Origin of the sequence: Onishia taeanensis (assembly GCF_900100755.1) — a bacterium.
Taxonomy (GTDB): Bacteria; Pseudomonadota; Gammaproteobacteria; order Pseudomonadales; family Halomonadaceae; genus Onishia; species Onishia taeanensis.
Genome location: NZ_FNCI01000015.1, coordinates 41,207 through 62,812 on the forward strand (window position 1 = coordinate 41,207; position 21,606 = coordinate 62,812).

Annotated in this window: 19 protein-coding genes; 14 read left to right on the forward strand and 5 right to left on the reverse strand. The window is 64.6% G+C overall.

The window, feature by feature from the left end:
- The first annotated feature begins 2 nt into the window (after positions 1 to 2).
- Together BLR71_RS14890 and BLR71_RS14895 are read left to right on the forward strand one after the other, a co-directional pair.
- Positions 3 to 854, forward strand: coding sequence for a DUF3034 family protein (locus BLR71_RS14890; protein ID WP_092528200.1), 852 nt, complete (start codon positions 3 to 5; stop codon positions 852 to 854).
- Complete coding sequence (locus BLR71_RS14895; protein WP_245696505.1) at positions 851 to 1,483, forward strand: group I truncated hemoglobin; 633 nt, start codon at positions 851 to 853, stop codon at positions 1,481 to 1,483. Before BLR71_RS14890 ends, BLR71_RS14895 begins: the two co-directional genes overlap by 4 nt.
- Positions 1,484 to 1,914: 431 nt before the next feature.
- Here the strand turns inward: BLR71_RS14895 and BLR71_RS14900 are convergent, their stop codons facing one another.
- Positions 1,915 to 2,421, reverse strand: coding sequence for an FKBP-type peptidyl-prolyl cis-trans isomerase (locus tag BLR71_RS14900; RefSeq protein ID WP_092528202.1), 507 nt, complete (start codon positions 2,419 to 2,421; stop codon positions 1,915 to 1,917).
- Positions 2,422 to 2,459: 38 nt separating this feature from the next.
- Entirely contained in the window at positions 2,460 to 3,017 is a 558-nt protein-coding gene (gene rfaH, locus BLR71_RS14905; RefSeq protein ID WP_092528204.1) for a transcription/translation regulatory transformer protein RfaH, read from the reverse strand.
- Positions 3,018 to 3,267: 250 nt separating this feature from the next.
- Here rfaH and BLR71_RS14910 point away from each other — a divergent pair, with 250 nt between their 5' ends.
- Positions 3,268 to 4,614 carry an AmpG family muropeptide MFS transporter gene (locus BLR71_RS14910; protein WP_092528206.1) on the forward strand — a complete coding sequence of 449 codons (1,347 nt, stop codon included), beginning with the start codon at positions 3,268 to 3,270 and terminating at the stop codon, positions 4,612 to 4,614.
- Positions 4,615 to 4,745: 131 nt separating this feature from the next.
- Here the strand turns inward: BLR71_RS14910 and BLR71_RS14915 are convergent, their stop codons facing one another.
- Together BLR71_RS14915 and BLR71_RS14920 are read right to left on the reverse strand one after the other, a co-directional pair.
- On the reverse strand, positions 4,746 to 6,572 hold the full coding sequence (locus BLR71_RS14915) for an SEC-C domain-containing protein (protein ID WP_092528208.1): 1,827 nt from the start codon (positions 6,570 to 6,572) through the stop codon (positions 4,746 to 4,748).
- A gap of 182 nt (positions 6,573 to 6,754) precedes the next feature.
- Positions 6,755 to 7,651, reverse strand: coding sequence for a homocysteine S-methyltransferase family protein (locus BLR71_RS14920; RefSeq protein ID WP_092528210.1), 897 nt, complete (start codon positions 7,649 to 7,651; stop codon positions 6,755 to 6,757).
- A gap of 254 nt (positions 7,652 to 7,905) precedes the next feature.
- Here BLR71_RS14920 and BLR71_RS14925 point away from each other — a divergent pair, with 254 nt between their 5' ends.
- Complete coding sequence (locus BLR71_RS14925; protein ID WP_092528275.1) at positions 7,906 to 9,843, forward strand: hypothetical protein; 1,938 nt, start codon at positions 7,906 to 7,908, stop codon at positions 9,841 to 9,843.
- Positions 9,844 to 9,870: 27 nt separating this feature from the next.
- On the opposite strand, the gene BLR71_RS14930 is transcribed toward BLR71_RS14925, so the two are convergent.
- Positions 9,871 to 11,118, reverse strand: coding sequence for an ABC1 kinase family protein (locus tag BLR71_RS14930; protein WP_092528212.1), 1,248 nt, complete (start codon positions 11,116 to 11,118; stop codon positions 9,871 to 9,873).
- 135 nt (positions 11,119 to 11,253) lie between these two features.
- On the opposite strand from BLR71_RS14930, the gene BLR71_RS14935 reads away from it, so the two are divergent.
- The 10 genes from BLR71_RS14935 (at position 11,254) to BLR71_RS14975 (ending at position 21,595) form a co-directional block, all read left to right on the forward strand.
- Positions 11,254 to 13,281, forward strand: a complete 2,028-nt coding sequence (locus BLR71_RS14935; RefSeq protein WP_092528214.1) for a DNA topoisomerase III — start codon at positions 11,254 to 11,256, stop codon at positions 13,279 to 13,281.
- Positions 13,278 to 14,243 (forward strand): ketopantoate reductase family protein, encoded by a 966-nt coding sequence (locus tag BLR71_RS14940; protein ID WP_245696507.1) that lies wholly within the window; start codon positions 13,278 to 13,280, stop codon positions 14,241 to 14,243. The genes BLR71_RS14935 and BLR71_RS14940 overlap by 4 nt, the downstream gene beginning before the upstream one ends.
- A 328-nt stretch (positions 14,244 to 14,571) precedes the next feature.
- Positions 14,572 to 15,306 (forward strand): c-type cytochrome, encoded by a 735-nt coding sequence (locus BLR71_RS17675; RefSeq protein ID WP_175491697.1) that lies wholly within the window; start codon positions 14,572 to 14,574, stop codon positions 15,304 to 15,306.
- 224 nt (positions 15,307 to 15,530) lie between these two features.
- Positions 15,531 to 15,674: a hypothetical protein gene (locus BLR71_RS17680; protein ID WP_175491694.1), complete on the forward strand. Its 144-nt coding sequence runs from the start codon at positions 15,531 to 15,533 to the stop codon at positions 15,672 to 15,674.
- Positions 15,671 to 16,111 (forward strand): DUF411 domain-containing protein, encoded by a 441-nt coding sequence (locus BLR71_RS14950; protein WP_092528218.1) that lies wholly within the window; start codon positions 15,671 to 15,673, stop codon positions 16,109 to 16,111. Before BLR71_RS17680 ends, BLR71_RS14950 begins: the two co-directional genes overlap by 4 nt.
- Positions 16,112 to 16,328: 217 nt before the next feature.
- Positions 16,329 to 16,799, forward strand: a complete 471-nt coding sequence (locus tag BLR71_RS14955; protein ID WP_092528219.1) for a cupredoxin domain-containing protein — start codon at positions 16,329 to 16,331, stop codon at positions 16,797 to 16,799.
- 4 nt (positions 16,800 to 16,803) lie between these two features.
- On the forward strand, positions 16,804 to 17,469 hold the full coding sequence (locus BLR71_RS14960; RefSeq protein WP_092528221.1) for a response regulator transcription factor: 666 nt from the start codon (positions 16,804 to 16,806) through the stop codon (positions 17,467 to 17,469).
- Entirely contained in the window at positions 17,450 to 18,811 is a 1,362-nt protein-coding gene (locus tag BLR71_RS14965; protein WP_092528223.1) for a sensor histidine kinase, read from the forward strand. The genes BLR71_RS14960 and BLR71_RS14965 overlap by 20 nt, the downstream gene beginning before the upstream one ends.
- 51 nt (positions 18,812 to 18,862) lie before the next feature.
- Positions 18,863 to 20,815 carry a copper resistance system multicopper oxidase gene (locus BLR71_RS14970; RefSeq protein WP_092528225.1) on the forward strand — a complete coding sequence of 651 codons (1,953 nt, stop codon included), beginning with the start codon at positions 18,863 to 18,865 and terminating at the stop codon, positions 20,813 to 20,815.
- Positions 20,816 to 20,824: 9 nt separating this feature from the next.
- Positions 20,825 to 21,595 (forward strand): copper resistance protein B, encoded by a 771-nt coding sequence (locus BLR71_RS14975; RefSeq protein WP_092528227.1) that lies wholly within the window; start codon positions 20,825 to 20,827, stop codon positions 21,593 to 21,595.
- The last annotated feature ends 11 nt before the right edge of the window (positions 21,596 to 21,606 follow it).

The window sequence follows — 21,606 nt, forward strand, 5'->3', positions numbered from 1 at the left end:
GGATGAAACGACCCGGCCTCTCTTTTGCCCCCGTCATGTTGGCTCTTATCGTCCTGCTGAGCGCCCCTGCCGCTCAGGCGGGCAGTCGCCTGCTGGCGACCGGCGGCGTCACGCAAATCGAGGGCGCGGCAGGGGGAGGACTGTCGCCTTGGGGCGTGCTGACCGGCACCGCCAGCGGCGATGAGTATGCCGCTACCGCCAGCGTCAGCCAGGCGCGGGTGGATGATTACTCCCTGGGCGTCATCGGTATCGCCGGCAATATCCAAGACCGCCTAGAGCTGTCGCTGGCCCGGCAACGTCTCGACCTGGACACCCTGGGTGGCCGGCTCGAGCAGGACGTCTTCGGCGCCAAGCTGCGCCTCTACGGCGATCCCCTGTATGACATCTGGGGCACCTGGAGCCTGGGAGTGCAGCACAAGCGGATGGTCGATGGTGAACTGGCCAAGGCACTTGGCGCCAAGGATACGGCAGGCACCGACCTCTACCTCGCGACCAGCAAGCTCTGGTTCGCCGCGGTTGGCGGACGCAATCTCTTGACCAACCTAACCCTGCGCTCGACCCGTGCCAACCAGGGCGGACTCTTAGGGTTCGGCGGCGACCAGAAGACCAGTCGCTCACTGGTCGTGGAGGGCTCGCTAGGATTGATGCTGGCGCCGGACTGGGTGGTCGGGGTCGAATATCGCCAAAAACCCGACAACCTGGGGGTCGCGGCCGAAAACGACTGGCGTGATCTCTACGTGGCGCATTTCTTCAACAAACACGTCTCGCTGACCGGTGCCTGGCTGGATCTTGGCGATATCGCCGGCCTGGCCGACCAGCAAGGCGGCTATCTGTCGCTGCAGGTGGCGCTATGATTCACGATTTTCACACCTCGAGTGGCAGCGCGGCTCGACGTCACCTTTCCCAGACAAGCGACGCTTTAAGCGATGCTTCAAGAGCCAGTGGGATTCGCCTCAGGGCCCGGCTCGCCGGCGCTTGCCAAGACGCCTGCAGGCCGGCCCTACTGATCATCGGTCTGGCGATGCTGGGCGGATGCGCTCATTCATCACCCGCCCCCAGTGCCGAGCCTCATCAGGCCGGCACAAGCGCTGCCGGCTCAACAGCGGTGCCAAACGCCCATAGCGACAGCCTGTATGCCAGCCTTGGCGGTAAGGCAGTCATCGACGCCGTGGTCAATGACTTCCTCTATCGCATTGCCGGCGACGAGCGCATTGTCGGTTTCTTCGCCAATACCAACATTGACCACTTCGCCGAGGCCTTTGCCACACAGCTATGCGATATCAGCGACGGCCCCTGTGATTACACCGGCCCCTCGATGGCGCGCGCCCACCAGCACATGGGCATCACCGACGCGCACTTCAACGCCGTGGTCGAGCATCTGCGTGCCGCATTGATCGACCAGGGGGTACCGATAGGTCCACGCAACCGGCTACTGGGACGCTTGGCTCGGCTGCGCGACGCGGTGATGCTGCGTCAGCCGTAGCACTGCCAGCCCCTAGGTCATGGCAATCGTCATGCTGGGAGAGGAAAAAAGCGCCGCCACGAAATCATCGGGCATAAAAAAGCCGGCCCGAAGGCCGGCCACAGGAGGCAAAGCCTCCTTCCCCTGACGACTCAGGTCGCGCGGCTTGGATGCCCTTGCGGGCGTCTTCACCATTCAGTGCCGATGTCACCTTGCGCCGGTGATCACGCATCACGACGTCTACCCAGACCATCATGAAGGCGATCACCCAGTCCAAGCTACCCAGTCCGAAACCCTAGGTTTCATTCCAGCACATGGCACTGCTACTGCCACGACCTGATGGAGTCACTCTAACGGCCAGGGGCATATAGGGATGTGACCTGGATCAAGTTTCTCAAGCCTTGACCCGATGGCTCTCCAAGGACTTGATGTGGATCAATTTACTCCGGCCCTCACAGCACCTTGCGGTCCTCGACCTTGGCATGATCGGTGCCTTCCGGCAGCGGATGGCCCTTGGCCAGCTCGGCGCGCGTGGCTTCCCGCACCGACAGCACTTCGAGCTCGTAGGTGAGGGTCTCGCCCGCCAACGGATGATTGGTGTCGACTTTGACCTGAGTGGCCCCAACCTCGAGCACCGTCACGACCTGGGGGCCGTCCTCGCCGGGGGTCTGAAAGCGCATGCCGGGTGTCAACTCGGCGACCGGGAAGGAGCCACGACCCACCTGCTGCACCTTGGCCTCATCTCGCTGGCCATAGGCCTCATCGGGTTCGAGAGTCACACTCAGGCTAGCGCCGGGAGCATGGCCCTCAAGCGCACTCTCGAGTCCAGACACGATATTGACGTGGCCATGCAGGTACTCGAGGGGAGTCTCTCGGGCACGGGAATCATCGAGCAGCGTGCCGTCGGCATCCGTCAGGCGATAGTGCAGGTTGACGACCCGATGAGGGGCAATTTGCATGAAGCATACTCCTGAATATTGATCCGGCAGCCCAGCATTCACTGGCTGCGGCGTAACTGGGCGATAGGCATTTCCAGGCGCTGCTGCTTGTGCAGCATATTGAGCAGCACGATGGCACGCTCTTCGCCTTTCTGAGATTCGAAGACCGCCTTGAGATCCTGGAAGGGCCCCTCGATAATCTCGACGCTCTCGCCGGCGCGGAAATAGACGTTGGCCGTTTCGCTCTCCGGCGATGGACTGGCATTGCGCCTCAGGGTCTCGATGAGGCTATCGGCAACCGCCATGGGCTCATCACCAAACGTCAGCAGCTTGAGCACCCCACGAGTCGAACGGATAGGCCGCCAGTTGCTGGCAATGCGATCCAGGCGAATGAACAGGTAATAGGGAAACAGCGGCTCGGCGATCCAGGCAAGCTTGCCGCGTCTCTTCTTCTGCACCTCGAGTACCGGATGAAACACCTCAAACCCCTGATTGGCGAGGTGCTCGGCGGCGCGAAACGACTCAGCCCCCTTGCACTGGACCACATACCAGCGCGCGATGGCATCACTCTCGACGCCATCGGCTTCGTGCCCCTGGCCATCAATGGCATCACTCATAAGTCTCCCTTCTCCTCGCGCATCCTTGGCAGCGACAGCAGCGATTGTCACACTTAGGTACTCATCGCTTGTCACGCACGTGCATCGTGGGCTTCATGAACGGCCATCTGCTGGCTTGCGGCCTGGCACCGCCGTCCATGCCCAACGATAGGTATTTGATTTTCCATGGCGCAATGCGACGCGGTCAGACATCATTCTAGCATCGCCCTACCGACCACGTGTACGCCTCACCCTTATCCGGAGTGTTTTGATGCCCTCGTTATCTCCCCGCCGTAGCTGGCGCGACGCCCTGGCGGTCTACCTGCGCGCACCGGTCATCACCATGCTGTTTCTGGGGTTTTCCGCGGGCCTGCCGTTTCTGCTGGTATTCTCGACCCTCTCGGCCTGGTTGCGCAGCGACGGCGTCGAGGTAGCGGCCATCGGCTTCTTCGCCTGGATCGGGATGCTCTATTCGATCAAGTTCTTCTGGGCACCGGTGGTCGACCGTTTGTCGCTGCCCTGGCTGACACCGCTGCTCGGCCAGCGCCGCAGCTGGATGCTGCTTGCACAGGCGATGATCGCCGCGGGGCTGATAGGACTTTCCAGCCTTGAACCACAGGGCCACCTGACCGTGGTCGCCGCCTTCGCCCTGCTGGTCGCCTTCGGCTCGGCCACCCAGGACATTGCCATCGATGCCTTTCGCATCGAGTCCGCTGCCGAGGACGTCCAGGCCGCCATGGCCTCGACCTATATCATCGGCTATCGGGGCGGCCTGATTGCCGCCGGCGCCGGCGCCTTGTACATCGCCTCACTGGTCTCCTGGCAGGCGGCCTATCTCGCCATGGCCGCGCTGGTCAGCGTCGGCATGCTGACCGTGCTGCTTCGCCCGGAGCCCAAGCGGTCATCGCTATCGGTGCAGTTGATCCACGAACCCCGAGTGCGCGCCTTCCTCAGGGCAACCCGGGGTCGCCAGCGGTGGACGCGTCGTCTCGGTGCCTGGGCCATTGGTGCAGTGGTCTGCCCCTTCACCGACTTCTTCGCCCGCCACGGCCTAAAGGCGCTGTGGCTACTGGTCTTCGTTGGGGTCTTTCGCATCAGCGATCTGGCGATGGCCTCGATGGCCAACCCGCTGTACATCGACCTGGGCTTTTCACTGGCCACCATCGCCAACGTCACCAACGTCTTCGGCATCGCCATGAGCATCGGCGGCGGGATTCTTGGCGGGCTGCTGGTGGTGCGCTACGGCATTGGGCCGATTCTGGTACTGGGGGCCGTGGCGGCGGCATTGACCAATCTGCTGTTTGCCTCGCTGGCATTGGCCGGCGAAAGCCTGCCCATGCTGGTCGCTACCATCACCGCCGATAACCTGGCCAACGGGCTCGCCAGTGCGGTCTTCATCGCCTTTCTGTCGAGCCTGACCTCGCGCGCCTATACCGCCACCCAATATGCGCTGTTCTCATCGCTGATGACCCTGCCCGGCAAGTTTCTCAGCGGCTTCGGCGGCATGGTGGTGGCCGCGCAAGGCTATCCCACCTTCTTCGTGGCGGCATCGGCGCTCGGTTTGCCGGCGATTCTGCTGGCGCTGTGGATTCATCGCCGATCCGCCGTTCTGACCTAGCGCTATCCCGCTCATGAGGCAAATCGGGCCGCGATATGCATCGCGGCCCGATGGGTATTCGCCCGCAGCCGGGCACCGTGTTGCGCGGATCGAGCCGGCCTAGGTCATGGGCTTAGGCTCGGCCAATCCGATCAGGGCTGCAGGCTCTGGCGCTGTGCATCCAGCCAGTCCAGAGCGCCCTTGGTGTTGGACCACTGATCGCGCATCAGGGTGCGGTACTGCCAGGCTTCGGCGCGGCTGCCGGGCTCGGGCGCGTCCGCCTGACGGCCGCGCACCTCACGCCCCTTCGGGTCGCAGAGCATTGCCATCACATGAGGATTGATCCGACGCACTTCCTCGAGTGCCGTGCGGGCCTCATCCAGGCGTTCGAGGCGATACAGCGCCAGCACCCGGCCCATCAACACGCCCAGCAGAGGCGGCGTCTCGTTGGCCTGCAGGCTAACCTCCAAAGCCCGGCTATTGCGGCTTTCCCGCAGCAGTTGGTCGAGCACCAGCTCACGCAGACCCAGCGAGTCCTGAGCGTCCAGGCTCAGCAGCCGCTCGGCGAGCTCCCTGGAACGCTCACGGGCGCCACGCTCCATGCCCACCACCAGGGCCAAGCCGGTACGCAGCAGCACGGCATTGTCGGCGGCGTCCCATTCGAAGTCGCCCTCCCCTTCACTCTCGAGCTGCGTCAGCCAGCGCTCCAGTCGCAGCGCCAGCGGCTCGAATAGGCTCGGCGCCATCCACGGCAGGCTGCCAAAGCGGCTGGTCAGCGCCAACGTCAGCGACTGCACGACCTGGGGCGAATCGAGCCATTCGGGATGTGCGCAAAGCTCTCCCAGCCAGTCGCTGGCATAAGGCCAGGGGTCATCGACGAAGCCCAGTGCCGCCTCTTCATCGACCAACACCTGGAAGTGCTTTTGCCAAGTGGCGAACAAGGTGTCCTGACGCGCCGTCGTGTGGAATTCCAGGCGGCCTTCGGCGGTGCGCTGGAACTCCAGACGTGGCGCGGTCGGCAACGATTCGAGCAGCGCCTGCAGCGCCGCCAGGGGGTCGGCCAGGTCTTCCTCGGAACTGACCATCTGCTCGGCCAGGGTAGCCCCCGGGTTCTCGGCCAGATCGGCCAGGAACTCGAGCTGCTCCGGGTCCAGATCGCCTTGCCGCGACAGCCGGCGGAACCAGAATCGCGCCCGCTCCGCGGCCTCTTCGACGTTGCCCTCATGCAGCAGCAGCATGGCCTCGATATAGGCAAGCGTCGGCGAATCCGGCAGCGCCTGCTGGGCGCGCACGAACGCCTCGCGGGCGCTTGCCAGGTCATCGTCGTCGAGATACATCAGGCACAGCCGTTCGAGCGCCACGCCGCGCAGAAAGAGCGGACCTCTATCCAGCACTTCATCGAGCAGTGCGGTGCGCTTGTTGTGGAACCCGCGTTCCTGATAGAGATCGATCAAGAGCTCGAAGGCCGGCTCGGCCTGCTCCGGAAGGCGTTCCCAATCGGAGGTATTGAATAGCGCCTCGAGAATCTGCTGGGCCCGGCCACGCTGACCGCCCTCGGCGGCAATCAGCCCGGCTTCGAGCAGTGCCTGGGCCGGCGCTCGGCCGCTATCCAAGGCGGCCTTGAGGGTATCGCCCTTCCACTCGCGCAGCGACAGCATCCACATCAGGTGACCGGGAATCGGGCCGGGGAAGCGTTCGGCGCCGCAACACTGCTTAGTCTTGAGCCCGGAATCACACCAGCAGGGCTCGTTGCGCCCCGGACGCGCCAGCGGCTCGCAGGCAAAGTCCAAGCGTTCGAGCGGCGTCTGCGACCACAGCTCCGGGCCCAGCGCCTGCGCCAGCGAGAGTTTGCCACCGACCAGTACCGGGCCGTCTTCGCGCACCCAGGCCATGAAGGACGGGTAATGCTCGTTGTTTCGAATCGCCATCAGCGCACCGGAGGCGAAGCCCAGCAACTGTTCTACCCATACCGCCAGCATGTCTTCTCCCTTCACCGAGGCGTTGCGCAGGCCGAGCCTGCAGCTAATAAGAGCAGCATGCTAACACGCCGCCCTTGGCCCCTCACTATTGTCCGTTTGACTCGCTTGTCGGCATCCACCTTGCCGCCACGCCCCGGCCATGACCGCCCTTTTCGGCTATCACGGCCTGAAACAGAACGTGCTTAGAACCGCACCACGGCATGTCCGCGCTCGCCGAGAGATTCGGCCAGCCGTGCGATATGCGAAGGCCCCACCTCACAGCAGCCGCCGATGATATCGATACCGTGATCGACCCAGCGCATCGCCGTGTGGGTGAAGGCCTCGGGGTCAAGATCAAGCCGCGCCTCGAGTGAGCTTACGGTGCCTCCCGGGGCCAGCGCCTCGACGGAGGTAAAACCATTGGGATAGGCCCCGGTCATCCCGGAGAAGCCGGTCAGAAGGTCAAGGCTCGCCTCGATGGTTTCGGGCTGGCTACAGTTGATCAGCAGCGCCTGGACCCCCAGCGACTCGGCTAGGGCCACCGCGTCGGCCAGGGGCTCCTGGCTGCGCAGGCGACCGGGGTTGGCATCATCGAGCGTTACGGCGATCCAGACCGGCAGCCCCGTCTCCGAGGCGGCGGTTGCCGCCGTGCGCATCTCGTCAAGCGAGGCCATCGCCTCGCACAGCCACAGGTCCACGCCCTGCCCGGCCGCCACCATACGCCGGTAGCTGGCCAAGGCGGCGTCGCCAGTCGGTGACTGGTCGGGCCGATAGCTGGCCACCAGCGGCGGTAAGCAGCCGGCAATCGCCACGTCTTCGCCGCAGGCGGCTACCGCTTTTTGCGCGCACTCCAACGCCCGTCGATGCAGCATTTCCAGAGACTCGGCCTGGCCGTCACGGGACAGACGCTCCGGCGTGGCCGTGTAGGTCGCAAGGGTAATCACCCGGGCGCCTGCCCGAATGAAGTCTTCATGCAGTGCCTGCACCAGTTCGGGATAGTGATTGAGAATATGGGTTGACCAGAGCGGGGTCGGCGGTTCGCCAGCACGACGAACAAGCTCCTGGCCCATACCGCCATCCAGCAGCACGATCGATGACATACCTTGACTCCTGACTTGCTTGGCGTTTCGCATCAACACTTCACTTCTGACAGACAATTTTGACACCCGTGCGCCGCGTGCCTTTCTGCACGTAACGATACCCCCGCCGAGGTCTAAAGACGCATGAACCAAGCACCTGCGGGCGCAAAATTCTAGCACGCCAATGGCGGGACTGTTGCGCTCGCGTGAGGGGTGCTAATGTGTCGCCCGCCGGCGTCCGTCGGCTTCCCCGTTCGATGCTGATGAAGGCTGCCGTGCTCGTACCCATTCCCTTTCGCCGCCGTGGTAAGGACGCTTCTCACGAGACATCTCAGGTCCGCCTCGAGCGTGAGGGCCGAGACGAGATCGATCGCATCACTCGCGCCGTGGAAAAGGTGCCCTGGTCGGTCAGTCTGCTGCAGATTCTATGGACCGCCGGTCCCGTCACCCTGCTAGGCGCCTGGGGCGGCTACCTGCTGGGCTACGGCCGTGCCCCCACCGCCGATAACTACATCTTCTTCATCAGCTACACGGTGATTACCGGCGCCACCGGTATCATCGCCAACCTGGTGCACCAGTTCACCGGGGCGCGCCGCGCCGAGAAGACCACCGCCAAGATAGAGCGCGTCATCAAGGCGCTGCCGGATCTGCTGCTGACGACCCGCGATCTGATCGTCGAACGGCTAGAGGGCGACGCCCGGCGCCGCGAGGCCGCCGCCATGCTGCTGCGCAAGCAGGACCTGTCACCCGAGGGCGTCGAGCTTGCCGCTCTCGAGCTGCTCGATGATCGCGACAGCGCCCGGATCATCAGCCAGATCGACGTTTACCGCCGTGTCGGCCTGCATGCCCGTATCCGCGACATGGTCGCGCTCTATGGCGAGACGCTGGAACCGCAGTTTCAGGAACTCGCCGCGCTGGCCCCGGAAGCCACCGATCTGTTACGGGCGCGCTTCACCGGCCAGGCGCCAGCGCTGCAACACGGGGTGTCGCGAGATGACAACTTCATCGAGCGGGTACTGGCGGCCATCGAGCAGGACGATGAGCTGCTGATGACGCTGCAGGACGTGGAAGAGATGCTGATTCTGGCCTTCGAGCTGATCAGCGGTCGCCAGATTCCCATGCTGACCTTCGAGTACAAGGGCCGCTGGCGGCTGGCGCAGGCCTTCGACGCCCTGGAACAGGCCCGCGCCCGACACCGCATCGCCCAAGCCACCGGCCTTTCGCGACTCAAGGCACTGATGGCCTATCTTGCCGAGCAGTCGGGCACCCTGGTCGAGGATTCCGCGTCTGGACTGCGCGCCGAGGTACTGGTCGAGCGCTCGCGCAACGCCATGGATGCCCTTGCCGAGCAGATCCAGCACCTGGCCAAAGCGGTACGCAGCGGCCAGAGCCAGCATCGCCGCGCCCTGGACCAAAAGGCCGAACTCCTGGCCAATGCCGTGCGTCTGCACAAGCAGGTCTCGGAAGCCTACGAGCAGGTGGGCCGCCATCATGCCCAGCTGCTCAAGATGGCCGAACGCTGGGAGCGCATCAGCCATGCCCAGGACAGCGACGGAGCCCGCCTGCAGTTGAGCCCCGGCCGACGCGGCCTGCGCATACGCGAGCATGTCATCGAACTCGATGACGAAGCCAAGGCCAAGGTCTGCAAGCGGCTCGTCAAACACCTGGGCAGCAGCGAATTCGATCAGCATCGCCGCACTACGCTAGGCATCGAACGCGAGCGGCGTCTGTCGGTGGGGGTCGACGTCTCCAAGCGCCTGGCGGTCGAGATCGCCCTTGCCCTAGAGCCGCATATCCACCTTTCCCGGCCGGCGGTACAGCGCGCCATCAACAGCACCAACGCCGCTGATTTCGGCCAGCTAGAACCCAACCTGTCGGCGGCCGCCAAGGCAGCGATGGGGGCGGCCATGGTCAAGGAGATCGAGGTCGACCTGTCGCGTCCCGCCGAGCAGTTGGCCCTGGCCCTGGTGAAGCACTATCACGTCGAACTCGAACCCGGGGCCATCGACTTCCTGGCGCAGAACTACGGTGCCCGGGAAGCCACTCTGACCATGCTCTCCAACTATCACGCCAGCCATGCCGGCAGTGACAAGCCAAACGTCAGCTATCTGAGCCAGCGCCCCCCGATGGTCGGCAAGCCCCATCGGGACTGGTACCGGGCCCTGGTCAGAGCCCGCCGAGCACTGGGCCTGAAAGGCGGCGAACGCCGCTGAGGTGGGCCTTGATGCAATAAGAACGCCTCAGACCTGCTCTGCCCACTCGAGCAGCGGCCTGGCCCGTCCGGCCATATCCAGGCGGGCCTGGAGGCGCACCAAGTTCCAGTAGTGGCCGTTGAGCGTGCGCGACAGCAGCAGGGTGTCCGCCGGCGGCTGCAGGCGATCCATCGCCGCCCATACCCGCGGGCTTAGCTCGCGCAGGCGCCGATGCACCCGCACGTCGCCGAGATCCTGCACGCCGGGGGCGAACAGCGGTGCGACGGCCGCGGCACTGTCACGGTAAAGACTCAGCGGCGCCCCTTCGCCCTGACGCCCACCCATCGCCAGCAACGCCGCGTCCATCGCCATCGGGTCTTCCTCCAGGGTGGCCTTGAGCAGCTTGAGCGTCTGGCGCAACCGCGCTTCTGGCACCGGAATCACAGCGCCAAGATCATAGATGATCAAATGCCCCTCGGCGTCGGCGGCAAAGTTGCCGGCATGCGGGTCGGCGTGTAGCTCACCGAAGGTGAAGAGCTCTTCGGTCATCCAGTCGGCCAGGCGCACCGCCACGGCCTGGCGCAGCGCGTCATCCGCCTGATCGAGCTCACGCAGCGGCGTGCCCGGCACATAGGACATGGCCAGCACCCGCGCGGTGCACAGCGACTCGATCGGCGCCGGAATGACGACATCATCGTTTTCTGCGTAACGCTGGCGATAGCGCGACAGGGCCGCGGCCTCGGCCCGATAGTCGAGTTCGCCGCGCAGGCTCTCGGCGAGCTCCTCGAAGAGCGCATCCAGGCGCGCCTGAGGGACCTTGAACCAGCGGCCCAGACGCATCATGCGCCGCACCTGGGCAAGATCGCTCTCCAGCACCTCCTCGAGCCCGGGATATTGCACCTTGAGCACCAGGGTCTCACCGTCGAGAGTCGTGGCTCGATGCACCTGCCCCATGGAGGCGCTGGCGAAGGGGCGCTCCTCGATTTTGGCGAAATGCGCCTCGAGATCACCGTATTCGGCCTCGAGGGTAGTGCGGATCTTCTCCCATGGCATCGGCTCCGCCTGGCGCTGCAGGCGAGCGAGCTCGTTGGCAAGCTCCGGCGGCAGCAGGTCATCCCACTGCGACATGACCTGAGCCAGCTTCATGGCCGGGCCCTTGAGTTCCGATAGCCCCTCGAACAGCGCCTCGCCCAGCGAACGCCAATCGGCTTCGCCGCCGAGGCGGGTCTTGAGCATCGCGCCGCCGGTTCTTGCCCCCAGCCCCAGCAGCCGTCGCGTTCTGCCGCGCTCTCGCATAGTGGTACAAACCTTGTACGTATTTCGATTCAGGTTACACCTAGCGAGACGGCCAGGATACTGGAAGAATGTCCATTACTTTGACAAGCTGGCGAGCCCGCCCTGTCTCCCGTTATTCACTCTCATGAGACCTCCATGCGCCTGATTATCGCCGAGAAACCGAGCCTTGCCCGCGCCATCGCCGATGCCTTACCCGGCCAGTCCCGGCGCAGCGACGGCGCCGTGACGGTCGGCGACACCACTGTGACCTGGTGCTTGGGCCACCTGCTGGAGCAGGCGCCGCCGGATGCCTACGACCCGGCCCTCAAGCAATGGCGCCTCGACCATCTGCCGATCCTTCCCAACCCCTGGCGGCTGATGCCGAGACCCAAGGCGCGCGGCCAACTGGCGGTGATCCGCCGGCTGCTCAAGGAAGCCAGCAGCGTGGTGCATGCCGGCGACCCGGATCGTGAAGGCCAACTATTGGTACAGGAGGTGCTCGATTACCTGAAGTGGCGCGGGCCGGTGGCGCGCCTCCTGGTCAACGACCTCAACCGCCCGGCGGTGGTCAAGGCGCTGGGGCAGCTTCGCGATAACAGCGAATTCCAGGCCCTGTACCGGGCCGCCGAGACCCGCTCCCGGGCCGACTGGCTGTATGGCATCAACCTGACCCGTGCCTGGACGCTGACCGGCCGCCAGGCAGGACACAACGGTGTACTCTCGGTGGGCCGGGTGCAGACCCCGGTGCTTGGGCTGGTGGTGCGACGCGACGCCGAGATCGCCGCCTTCACGCCGCGCCCCTTCCATGTGTTGTGGGTCGACCTGGCCGTCGAGCACGGCAACCTCAGGGCCTGGTGGCAGCCCGGCGAGCATCACCCGTTGGATGACCAGGGTCGCCTGCTCCAGCGCGGCCCAGCCGAGGCACTGGCCGCGCGGCTGCCGGGTAGCCAGGGCACGCTCGCCAGCCTCAATGCCAAGAAAAGTCGTCAGGCCGCACCACTGCCCTACTCCCTGTCGGCGCTGCAGGTCGATGCGGCCCGCCGCTACAAGCTCTCGGCCAAGGCGGTGCTCGATACCTGCCAGAGCCTCTACGAGCGCCACAAGCTAATTACCTACCCGCGCTCGGACTGTCGCTATCTGCCCGCCGCTCACCATGGCCCATCGAGGCAGGCGCTGACCAACGCCTGCCAGGGCGATGCCACCCTGGGCCCCTGGCTTGCCGGCGCCGACTTTTCGCTGCGCTCCAAGGCCTTCAACGATGCCAAGGTCAGTGCCCACCACGCCCTGTCGCCCACCGGCACCCGGCCGGACTTCTCACGGCTCTCGGCCACCGAGGCCAACGTCTTCCGGCTGATCGCTCGTAACGTGCTGGCGCAGTTCTATCCGCCCCTCGAGACCCGCGAGGTCAAGGCCGAGTTCACCATCCTCGAGGAGCGCTTTCGCGCCCAGGGCCGGGAAATTCTCGCCCCGGGCTGGAAGCCGCTTTTCACCACCCGCGACGAGGCGCCGCCGCTGCCGCCCTTGCGGGAAGGCGAGCCGGCCCGGGTGCAGGAGACAGGCGTCGAGGATCGCGAGACCCGGCCGCCGGAACCCTTCACCGATGCCAGCCTGATCAAGGCAATGATGAACATCGCCCGCTACGTTCAGGATCCGGCGGTCAAGCGCACCCTGCGTGACTCCGATGGCCTGGGCACTGAGGCGACCCGCGCCGGCATCATCGAAACGCTGCTCGATCGCGGCTATCTGGTGCGCCAGCAGCAGGCCCTGCGGGCCACCCAGATCGGCCATGCGCTGATCAATGCCCTGCCCGAAGCGGTCGGCCGTGCCGAGCGCACCGCGCTCTGGGAGCAGCGTCTGACCGACATCGCCGAGACCGGCAGCGACCCGTCGCCCTTCCTCTCGGGCCTGGTCGAGGACCTGCGGGGACTGCTGGGCGCCGCCGATGCCGGGCGCATGCGCAGCGCCCTGAGTGATGCCCGCGGGGTCGCCCCGGCCGCGCCGAGCGCTGCCACATCAAAACGCAAGCCGCGCCGGGCAAGCACCGGCAAGGGGGCAACTGCCAAGCGCGGTTCGAGCAAGCGTTCAACGACCCAAAGCGCCTCCGGCAAGACGACCGGCACCTCGAGCGGGCGTCGCAAGGCCGGGACGAGCAAACCGCGCAGCAAGAAGACGGACGACGCATGAACACGCCCCAGAACAAGATGGCCAAGAGCGAGACGAACACGAACGAGACGACCCCGGCTCAGCGCTCCCCGCATGCGCAGCCGAATCACTGGGTCGTCGGCCCCGGCGCCGTGGGGCGGCTGCTTGCCTTGCGGCTGGCGGGCCAGTTACCGGTGGTCCTGATCGGGCGACGCCAGCCGCCAGGCCGGCTGACGCTGATCACGCCCGAGGGCGAGCAGATCCTGCGCAGGCTGCGCGGTGCCACGCCGGAAACCTTGCCACCGAGCCCCCCTGAGATGATCCATCTGACCACCAAGGCATACAGTGCGGAGGTCGCCATTACGGCCTTGAAGGGTCGAGTGCCCACCGCGACACCCTTGGTGCTCTGGCAGAACGGCTTCGGCGTTCAGGAGACGCTGACCCACTCCTGGCCAGGGCCGGTGCTCTGCGCCAGCACCACCGAGGGCGCCTTCGTGGACGACACGCCAGAGCGCAATGCCGTCGTGCATGCGGGCCATGGCCGCACGGTCATCGGCCACCTCGACGGCGCCTACCCTGAGCTGGCAGAATCGCTGGCCGAGACGCTTTCAGCAGCGGGCCTGGCCTGTCAGGCGGTCGCCGATATTCGCGTGCGGCTATGGCACAAGCTCGCGGTCAATGCCGCCATCAACCCTCTGGTGGCGCGCTTTCGCATCCGCAACGGCCAACTCAGGGATCGCCCCTTCCGGCCCATGGTCGAGGCGCTGGTGTCGGAGCTTGCCCTGATCCTGGCCGCCGAGGGCATTCCCGCGCCCCCAAACGGCTGGTCGGCACAGGTGTGGAGCGTGGCAGCGGCAACCGCCAATAATCGCGCCTCGATGCTCCAGGACGTGCTGGCGCGACGCCCCACCGAGATCGATGCCATCCTTGGTCCGCTGCTCCAAACGGCCCGCCACCACGCAATACCCTGCCCTCACCTGGAGGCCCTGGAGTCCGGCAGTTGAGGCACCGATGCTGCGCCCGCTGCCCTACCAAGCCCAGCGGTTCAGACTGCGTTCAGCTTACCCCGGCATGATCGACTTGATTCATCGCGAAGGATCCTTCAAGGCCACTGCGACGTGGCCTCGTTTTCCCTATCATATCGCCAGCGACTCACGTCGGATGCCGCCACGGGCCGGCTGCCAGGAAAATCGGCCCGAGCGATGTGAACGCCGGGAAGACAACAATTCGAGACCCGATCCCCTACAAAAAAGGACGACGTCGAAGATGTTCAAACTTGCTCTAGGTGGGCTCATTACCCTACTCCTCCTTGCCATCGGAGGAATGGCCTTCATGCATAGCGGTATGTATAACGTCGCCGCGACTGATCCCCATCTGCCGTTTGTCGAATCGATGATGCACTCGACCCTGCATGCTTCGATCGAGGCCGGTGCCGAGGAGCTCGAGGTTCCCGACCTGGACAGTGACCGCATGATTCGAGCGGGCGCCTCTGCCTACGATCAGCTCTGCGCCGCATGCCATCTCAAGCCTGGACTCGACAGCACGGTTCTGCGCGCCGGCCTCAACCCCATGCCACCGGTCTTGTCGGAAACGACTCACCAGAGTCCGGCTCAGCAATTCTGGATCATCAAGAACGGCATCAAGATGACCGGCATGCCAGCCTGGGGCGTGACTCACGAGGATCAGGAGCTCTGGGAGATCGTGGCCTTCCTGCGGCAGTTGCCGGAGCTGTCTCAACCCGAGTACGTGGCCATGATCACGCCCAGCGGGCCTGAGGCCGGTAACGCAACGCATGATGGTCACGACCATGAGCACGGCGACACCAGTGCAATGGCCACATCGGAGCCGGCACCTTCACAGCCACAAGATGATGGCCACGATCATGATCATGGCGACATGGGTGCCTTGAGCGAGCAGGAGGCCACGGCTGTCTCGGCGGCGGAGAACGACCATGCAGCCACAGAGGCCCCATTGACCAACGCGAGCAAAGACACATCTCCGGCGCAAGATACCGCACCCTCATCACCGTCCTATGACGACCATTACGCGGATGGGCATGGCCACTGAGCCCCTGACATGGGCCCTGGACGATGCCCTTGCCGCTTACGGAAGCGTGCCTCGTTCGGAGGCACGCGTGCAGCACGGCCCGACGGGAAGGCCGCTATAATGACAGTGACAGCCTGAGCATTGGTGTTCCCAGGGCCTACTGCCCTAGCCATTCGTCATGCCCCGGTCAGTTGCCAACATCTTCCCGTAAGGCTCTCACAACACTACTCTTCGGGAGTCGCATCATGTTCACCGATTGTTTCACCACCATGGGGCACATGGGCTGGCTGGGTTGGATGATGCCGCTCGCCGTCCTGGTGCTACTCAGTCTCGGCATTGCCGCCCTCACCAAGTATCTGTTGACCTCCAACAAGGGAGATCGTCGATGAAGCTCACCATTCATCACCTTTTCATGGCGACTGGCCTGCTACTGGGCGCCACCACTGCCCATGCCGCTCTGCCGGGCGAGGCCACGCTCTACAAGAACCCTCAGTGCGGCTGCTGCGATGGCTATGCCCGCCACCTGGAGCGAATGGGGATCGACGTTACCATTGTCGATGACAAGGACCTGAGTGCGGTCAAGAGGGCGGCGGGCGTACCCTACGGAATGGGTGCCTGCCACACCGTCATGATGGGCGACTATGTGATCGAGGGACATGTCCCCCTGGCCGCACTAGAGGCGCTCTTCGAACAAAAGCCTGACACCAGTGGCATCGGACTGGCCGGCATGCCGAGTGGCACGCCAGGCATGCCGGGGCCACAGACCGAGCCTTATGAGGTCTACCAGTTCCAAGATCACCAGGACGCGCCATTCATGACGCTCTGAGGAAAGCTGATCGATGCCCGTCGGGTCACCCTCGGGGTGGTCGGCGGACATCTGACGCGCTCCCAGGCGTGGCTCTATGGCGAATGTCTCCCCTCGCCTCAGTGTGAGGTTTGCTCAGGCGATCGTTCCTGATGCCATTCTTCGTTCGGCATTCAGCCCAAATTCAGCTTGATACCTTAGAAGTAGACCTGTCGACTGACCCCATGGAGCTATCCGCATGCGCAAGACACTTCTCGCAATGACCCTGAGCCTCGCCTCTACCGCGGCCCTGGCCAGCGGCGAACATGGCAGTAAGATTCACGCTCAGGTCGACCGCACCATCAGCTTCGAAGCCGGTGACATGTGGTTCACGCCCGACGAACTCGCTATCACACCAGGGAAGACGGTGAAGTTCGAGATCACCAACACCGGCAACCTCAAGCACGAATTCGTGATCGGCACTGCCGAGGCACAAGCCAAACACCGCGAGATGATGCTCGAGATGGCCTCGGGTGGCGGACATGACATGTCCGGCGGACATCATGGTGGCGACCACGGCGACGGCATGCCCTCCGTGACCATCGCCCCGGGTGGGACCGCGACCCTGGTGTGGACCGCCCCTCAGGACACCGATACGCTCGAATTCGCCTGCAACATTCCCGGCCACTATGAGTCAGGCATGAGCGGAGACATCAACTTCCAGGGATGAAAGCATGAAGCTGTTGCTGGTCGAGGACGATGACCTGCTGGCCGAGAGCCTGGCAGAGACCTTGCAGGACGAGGGCTACAGCGTCGACACGGCCACACGCATGCGTGTGGCCGACGCGTTGATGGCCACGGAAGCCTACGTCCTCGCCATCCTCGATATCGGCCTTCCCGACGGTTCTGGCCTGGAGCTGCTGCAACGCTGGCGGGAGCAGGGCCATCGTTTGCCCATCCTGGCACTGACCGCACGGGACACCTGGGAAGACAAGGTCGTGGGGTTGCGGCGAGGAGCCGACGATTACATGACCAAGCCCTTTCACGAGGCCGAGCTGCTGGCCCGCTTGCATGCCCTGTTACGACGACAGTCCGGCGGCCTGGCCCAGCGATTGACCGTCAACGGGGTGCAACTGGACGAGCAGACCCAGGAAGTCAGCACCGACGGAGCGACCTGGCACTCCCTTACGGCCACCGAATTTCGGCTACTGCGCTACCTGATGCATCATCCGGATCACGTGCACTCCAAGGTGCGCCTGCTCGACCAGCTCTACAGCCTGGACCAGGATGCCCCCGCCCCGAACCTGGTCGAGGTCTATATCGGGCGGCTGCGCCGCCGCCTGGGCAAGCACATCATCCAGACGCGTCGCGGCCAGGGGTATGTCTTTGCTTCGCGCTGATCGTCGTAGCCTGCGCTTTCGCCTGTTCCTCTGGCTGGGTAGCGTGGCTCTGATTGCCGTCGCTATCACCTGGCTACTGCATGGCATCCTGCTGCGTGAGCTGGCCCGCGACTTCCTGGGCGATCGCCTGCGCCAGGAGGCGCACTACACGCTGCAACGGCTGCATCAGGAACAGTCCCAGGTGAAACCCTGGCTGGACTCCGCCAGCTTGACCTCGCAGATGTTTCATCACCTCTACGTGTTGCGGCTGGATGACACGGTCAGCACCTCCCACCCCGACTGGCTGCGCACTCTCACCCCCTACCTGGAAGGCGTTGACGATACCCTGCTCGAGGTGCGGGGGCAGGATGAGCGGCACCTGCTGGTCTATCGTGAGATCTTTACCCTGGAAGACGGCACCTCCGGCACCCTGTTGATTGGCGAGGACTTCGCCGAGGTGGAAGCCGGCCTGGCCACCCTGCACTGGTGGGTCGGTGGCATCGCGGGCCTGGTACTGCTCCTGCTGATTTCGCTCAACCTGGTCGCCGTGAATGCAGGACTGTCACCCCTGGTTCGGCTTCAGCGGCAACTCGATGAACTGCGTGCGGGGTATCGCGAGCGCCTGCAGTTGGACACGCCATCAGAACTGGATGGCCTGGTCGGTCAGCTCAACCGCTTCATGGACGAGCAGGACAAGCGACTCAAGCGCTCGCGGGACGCCGTCGCCAACCTCTCTCATGCACTAAAGACGCCCCTAGCGGCCGTCACGCAGGTGCTAAGAGGCTCTCGCCCCATCGATGGCGACCGCCGCCTGAAGCTATTGACCCGCCTGGAGGACATGCAGGCTCAGCTTGACGCGGAGCTGCGTCGTTCACGCATCGCCGGCCCCTATGCCGGCCAGCTCACCCGCGTCCGGCAGGAGGCCGAGCGACTGATCGAGATGTTCGCCACCCTGCACCCCGACAAGCGCTTTCACCTTGAAGGCCCTCAGGATCTCCGCGCCACGGTCAGCGTCGAGCGCCAGGACTTCACCGAGATGCTGGGGGTCGTGCTCGACAATGCCGGGAAATGGGCGCAGCGCGACGTTCACTGCCGCCTGAGTGTGGCGACGACACTGACCCTGGTCATCGAGGATGACGGTCCCGGAGTGCCATCAGCGGATCTCGACCACCTGGGCCGGCGCGGGCTCCGCCTCGACGAAGGGCGCCCCGGTCATGGCCTGGGGCTGTCGATCCTTCGGCAACTGGTCGAGCAGTATGCGGGGCACGTGACCTTCTCCGCGGCGGTCGCGGGGGGCCTGGCCGTCACCATCGTGCTGCCGACCGCCGCAGCGCGCACGAATGCCTGCAGCGGTTCAGGCTAGACTCAGTTTACCCCGGCATGATCGGTTCATCTCAATGTGAAGGAGTCGACCATGGCCGCCGCGAAGTCCCCCTCGCTTCCCCTGTCACGCCGCCAGCTACTCAAGACGGGCGCCGCCCTGGGTCTCGGCACCGCGGCCCTGGGCCTGCGCCCGGCATGGGCCAATCCCTGGGGCCAGGCCGCAGGCTACCCTCAGGGCGTCGAGACCGGGCCCGACCTGGCCCTGGCGATACGCCGTGACACCCTGCCCATCGCCGGCAAGACCGCCCGCCCGATCAGCATTAACGGCACCAGCCCTGGCCCACTGATCCGCCTCAAGGAAGGCCAGGATGCCGTGCTTCGAGTCACCAACCTGCTCGAGGAACCCACTTCCATTCACTGGCACGGCATGATCCTGCCTCCCGGCATGGACGGCGTACCCGGCGTAAGCTTCGCCGGCATCGCCCCCGGTGAGACCTTCACCTACCGTTTCCCGGTTCGCCAGAGCGGCACCTACTGGTATCACAGCCACTCGGGACTGCAGGAACAGCTCGGCCATGCTGGCCCCCTGGTCATCGATGCCGCCGAGCGGGAGCCCTTCCGCTATGACCGCGAGCACGTGCTGCTGCTGACCGACTGGACCTTTGAGGACCCAGCCAGTGTCTTTCGCAACCTGAAGCTCGGCGAGGGCTACTACAACTTCCAGGAACGCACCGTCGCCGACTTCTTCGTCGACGTGGAGAAAAACGGCTTCGCCGATACCGCGGCCCAGCGAGCCATGTGGGCCCAGATGCGCATGAGCTCGCGGGATATCGCCGACGTTACCGGCAGCACCTATAGCTACCTGCTCAACGGCCACGCCCCGAGCGATAACTGGACCGCCCTGTTCAAGCCCGGCGAAACGCTGCGCCTGCGCATCATCAACGGCTCGGCGATGAGCTACTTCGACATGCGCATCCCGGGCCTGAAGATGACGGTGGTGGCCGCCGATGGCCAACCGGTTCAGCCCGTCCCGGTCGACGAGTTCCGCATCGGCGTGGCGGAAACCTATGATGTTCTCGTCACGCCCAAGGATGACGGCGCCTACTCGCTGTTCGCCGAATCCATGGATCGCAGCGGCTTCGCCCTGGGCACCCTGGCGCCGCGCCTGGGCATGACCGCCGCCGTGCCGGCGCGGCGCCAGATCGCCGACCGTGGCATGGAGGCCATGGGCGCTCATGGCGACATGGACATGTCTGGCATGGATCACACTCAGATGGCTGGCATAGATCACCCCGGCATGCAGGGCATGGACCATTCCAAGATGCAGGGCTCGGACCACTCCGGCATGCAGGGCATGGATCATTCCAAGACGCAGGGCTCGGGCCACTCCGGCATGCAGGGCATGGATCATTCCAAGACGCAGGGCTCGGGCCACTCCGGCATGCAGAGCATGGATCATTCCAAGACCCAGGTCTCGGACCACTCCGACATGCAAAGCATGGATCATGCCCAGATGGCCGGCATGGATGGCATGGCCTCCCCCGAGGCCGGAACGATGCTCCCCGTGGGGGTGGCCCAGCCCGGCTCCCGCTACGATCAGGCCGGTGTCGGCATCGACCCGAGCGAACGCCGCGTGCTGGTCTATCGCGACCTCAAGGCCTTCACACCCTGGCCGGACCGGCGCCCTCCCGGTCGTGAACTGGAGCTGCACTTGACCGGCAACATGGAACGCTACATGTGGTCCTTCGTCGGCAAGAAATTCAGCGAGGTCACCGGCCCCATCCACTTCGAGAAGGATGAGCGGCTGCGCCTGATCTTGGTCAACGACACCATGATGGAGCATCCCATTCACCTGCATGGCATGTGGATGGAGTTGGAGAATGGCGCCGGTGAACTTATTCCGCGCAAGCACACCCTGAACGTCAAGCCCGGTGAGCGGGTATCTGCCCTGATCACCGCCGATGCCGAGGGCAGTTGGGCCTTCCACTGTCACCTTCTCTATCACATGGATGCCGGCATGTTCCGGGTCGTCAAGGTCGCGTAAGGAATGTTCATGAAGTCCAAGACTGTCGTTATCGGTACCGGTTCTACCCTCGCCATGCTGGTGGCCGCCGGCGCTCAAGCCAGCGATGGCTACGATGCCCCGGCGAACTGGCCATCGCCGATGGCCGAACACGCACGGGCCTCGGTGTTGGTTGATCGCTTCGAATATGCTTCCCCCGACAAGGGCGAGGAGGCCCTGGTGTGGGATTTCCAGGCCTGGTACGGCGGCGACGTCAATCGGGTCTACCTGAAGGGGGAAGGCGAGAATACTCAGGGTGACGGCGAGGATGCGGAATTCGAAAACCTCGATCTGCTCTACAGCCGTCTGATCGCCGATTTCTGGGAGCTCCAGGGCGGTATCGGCTATCAGGGTGGCATCGCTTCGAACGATCATCCCGAACGCTACTTCGGCGTCATCAATCTCCAGGGGCTCGTGCCTTATCGCGTCGAGACCGATCTCGACCTGAGGGTCAGCGAGGACGGCGATGTCTCGGCCAGCCTGGAAAGCGAATACGACCTGCGGGTCACCCAGCGGACCTACCTGCAACCGCGCCTAGAAGTCGCCGCGGCGGCCGATGAGGTGCCGGAATTTGGCGTCGGTGAGGGCCTCAACTCGGTTCGCACCGGGCTTCGGTTGCGATATGAAATCACCCGAAAGTTCGCCCCCTATATCGGCGGCTACTGGGAAAAGTCCTATGGTGACACGGCTGACTTGGCCCGCGCCTCGGGGGATGCCACCGAAGATACCGGCGTCGTCGCCGGCGTGAGGCTGTGGTTCTGACCTGCCGATGA

Bases quoted from the DNA above. Each gene is read 5' to 3' on its own strand.
- BLR71_RS14890 (WP_092528200.1), top strand. From the start codon at position 3: ATGAAACGACCCGGCCTCTCTTTTGCCCCCGTCATGTTGGCTCTTATC.
- BLR71_RS14895 (WP_245696505.1), top strand. From the start codon at position 851: ATGATTCACGATTTTCACACCTCGAGTGGCAGCGCGGCTCGACGTCAC.
- BLR71_RS14900 (WP_092528202.1), bottom strand. From the start codon at position 2,421: ATGCAAATTGCCCCTCATCGGGTCGTCAACCTGCACTATCGCCTGACG.
- rfaH (WP_092528204.1), bottom strand. From the start codon at position 3,017: ATGAGTGATGCCATTGATGGCCAGGGGCACGAAGCCGATGGCGTCGAG.
- BLR71_RS14910 (WP_092528206.1), top strand. From the start codon at position 3,268: ATGCCCTCGTTATCTCCCCGCCGTAGCTGGCGCGACGCCCTGGCGGTC.
- BLR71_RS14915 (WP_092528208.1), bottom strand. From the start codon at position 6,572: ATGCTGGCGGTATGGGTAGAACAGTTGCTGGGCTTCGCCTCCGGTGCG.
- BLR71_RS14920 (WP_092528210.1), bottom strand. From the start codon at position 7,651: ATGTCATCGATCGTGCTGCTGGATGGCGGTATGGGCCAGGAGCTTGTT.
- BLR71_RS14930 (WP_092528212.1), bottom strand. From the start codon at position 11,118: ATGCGAGAGCGCGGCAGAACGCGACGGCTGCTGGGGCTGGGGGCAAGA.
- BLR71_RS14935 (WP_092528214.1), top strand. From the start codon at position 11,254: ATGCGCCTGATTATCGCCGAGAAACCGAGCCTTGCCCGCGCCATCGCC.
- BLR71_RS14940 (WP_245696507.1), top strand. From the start codon at position 13,278: ATGAACACGCCCCAGAACAAGATGGCCAAGAGCGAGACGAACACGAAC.
- BLR71_RS17675 (WP_175491697.1), top strand. From the start codon at position 14,572: ATGCATAGCGGTATGTATAACGTCGCCGCGACTGATCCCCATCTGCCG.
- BLR71_RS17680 (WP_175491694.1), top strand. From the start codon at position 15,531: ATGTTCACCGATTGTTTCACCACCATGGGGCACATGGGCTGGCTGGGT.
- BLR71_RS14950 (WP_092528218.1), top strand. From the start codon at position 15,671: ATGAAGCTCACCATTCATCACCTTTTCATGGCGACTGGCCTGCTACTG.
- BLR71_RS14955 (WP_092528219.1), top strand. From the start codon at position 16,329: ATGCGCAAGACACTTCTCGCAATGACCCTGAGCCTCGCCTCTACCGCG.
- BLR71_RS14960 (WP_092528221.1), top strand. From the start codon at position 16,804: ATGAAGCTGTTGCTGGTCGAGGACGATGACCTGCTGGCCGAGAGCCTG.
- BLR71_RS14965 (WP_092528223.1), top strand. From the start codon at position 17,450: ATGTCTTTGCTTCGCGCTGATCGTCGTAGCCTGCGCTTTCGCCTGTTC.
- BLR71_RS14970 (WP_092528225.1), top strand. From the start codon at position 18,863: ATGGCCGCCGCGAAGTCCCCCTCGCTTCCCCTGTCACGCCGCCAGCTA.
- BLR71_RS14975 (WP_092528227.1), top strand. From the start codon at position 20,825: ATGAAGTCCAAGACTGTCGTTATCGGTACCGGTTCTACCCTCGCCATG.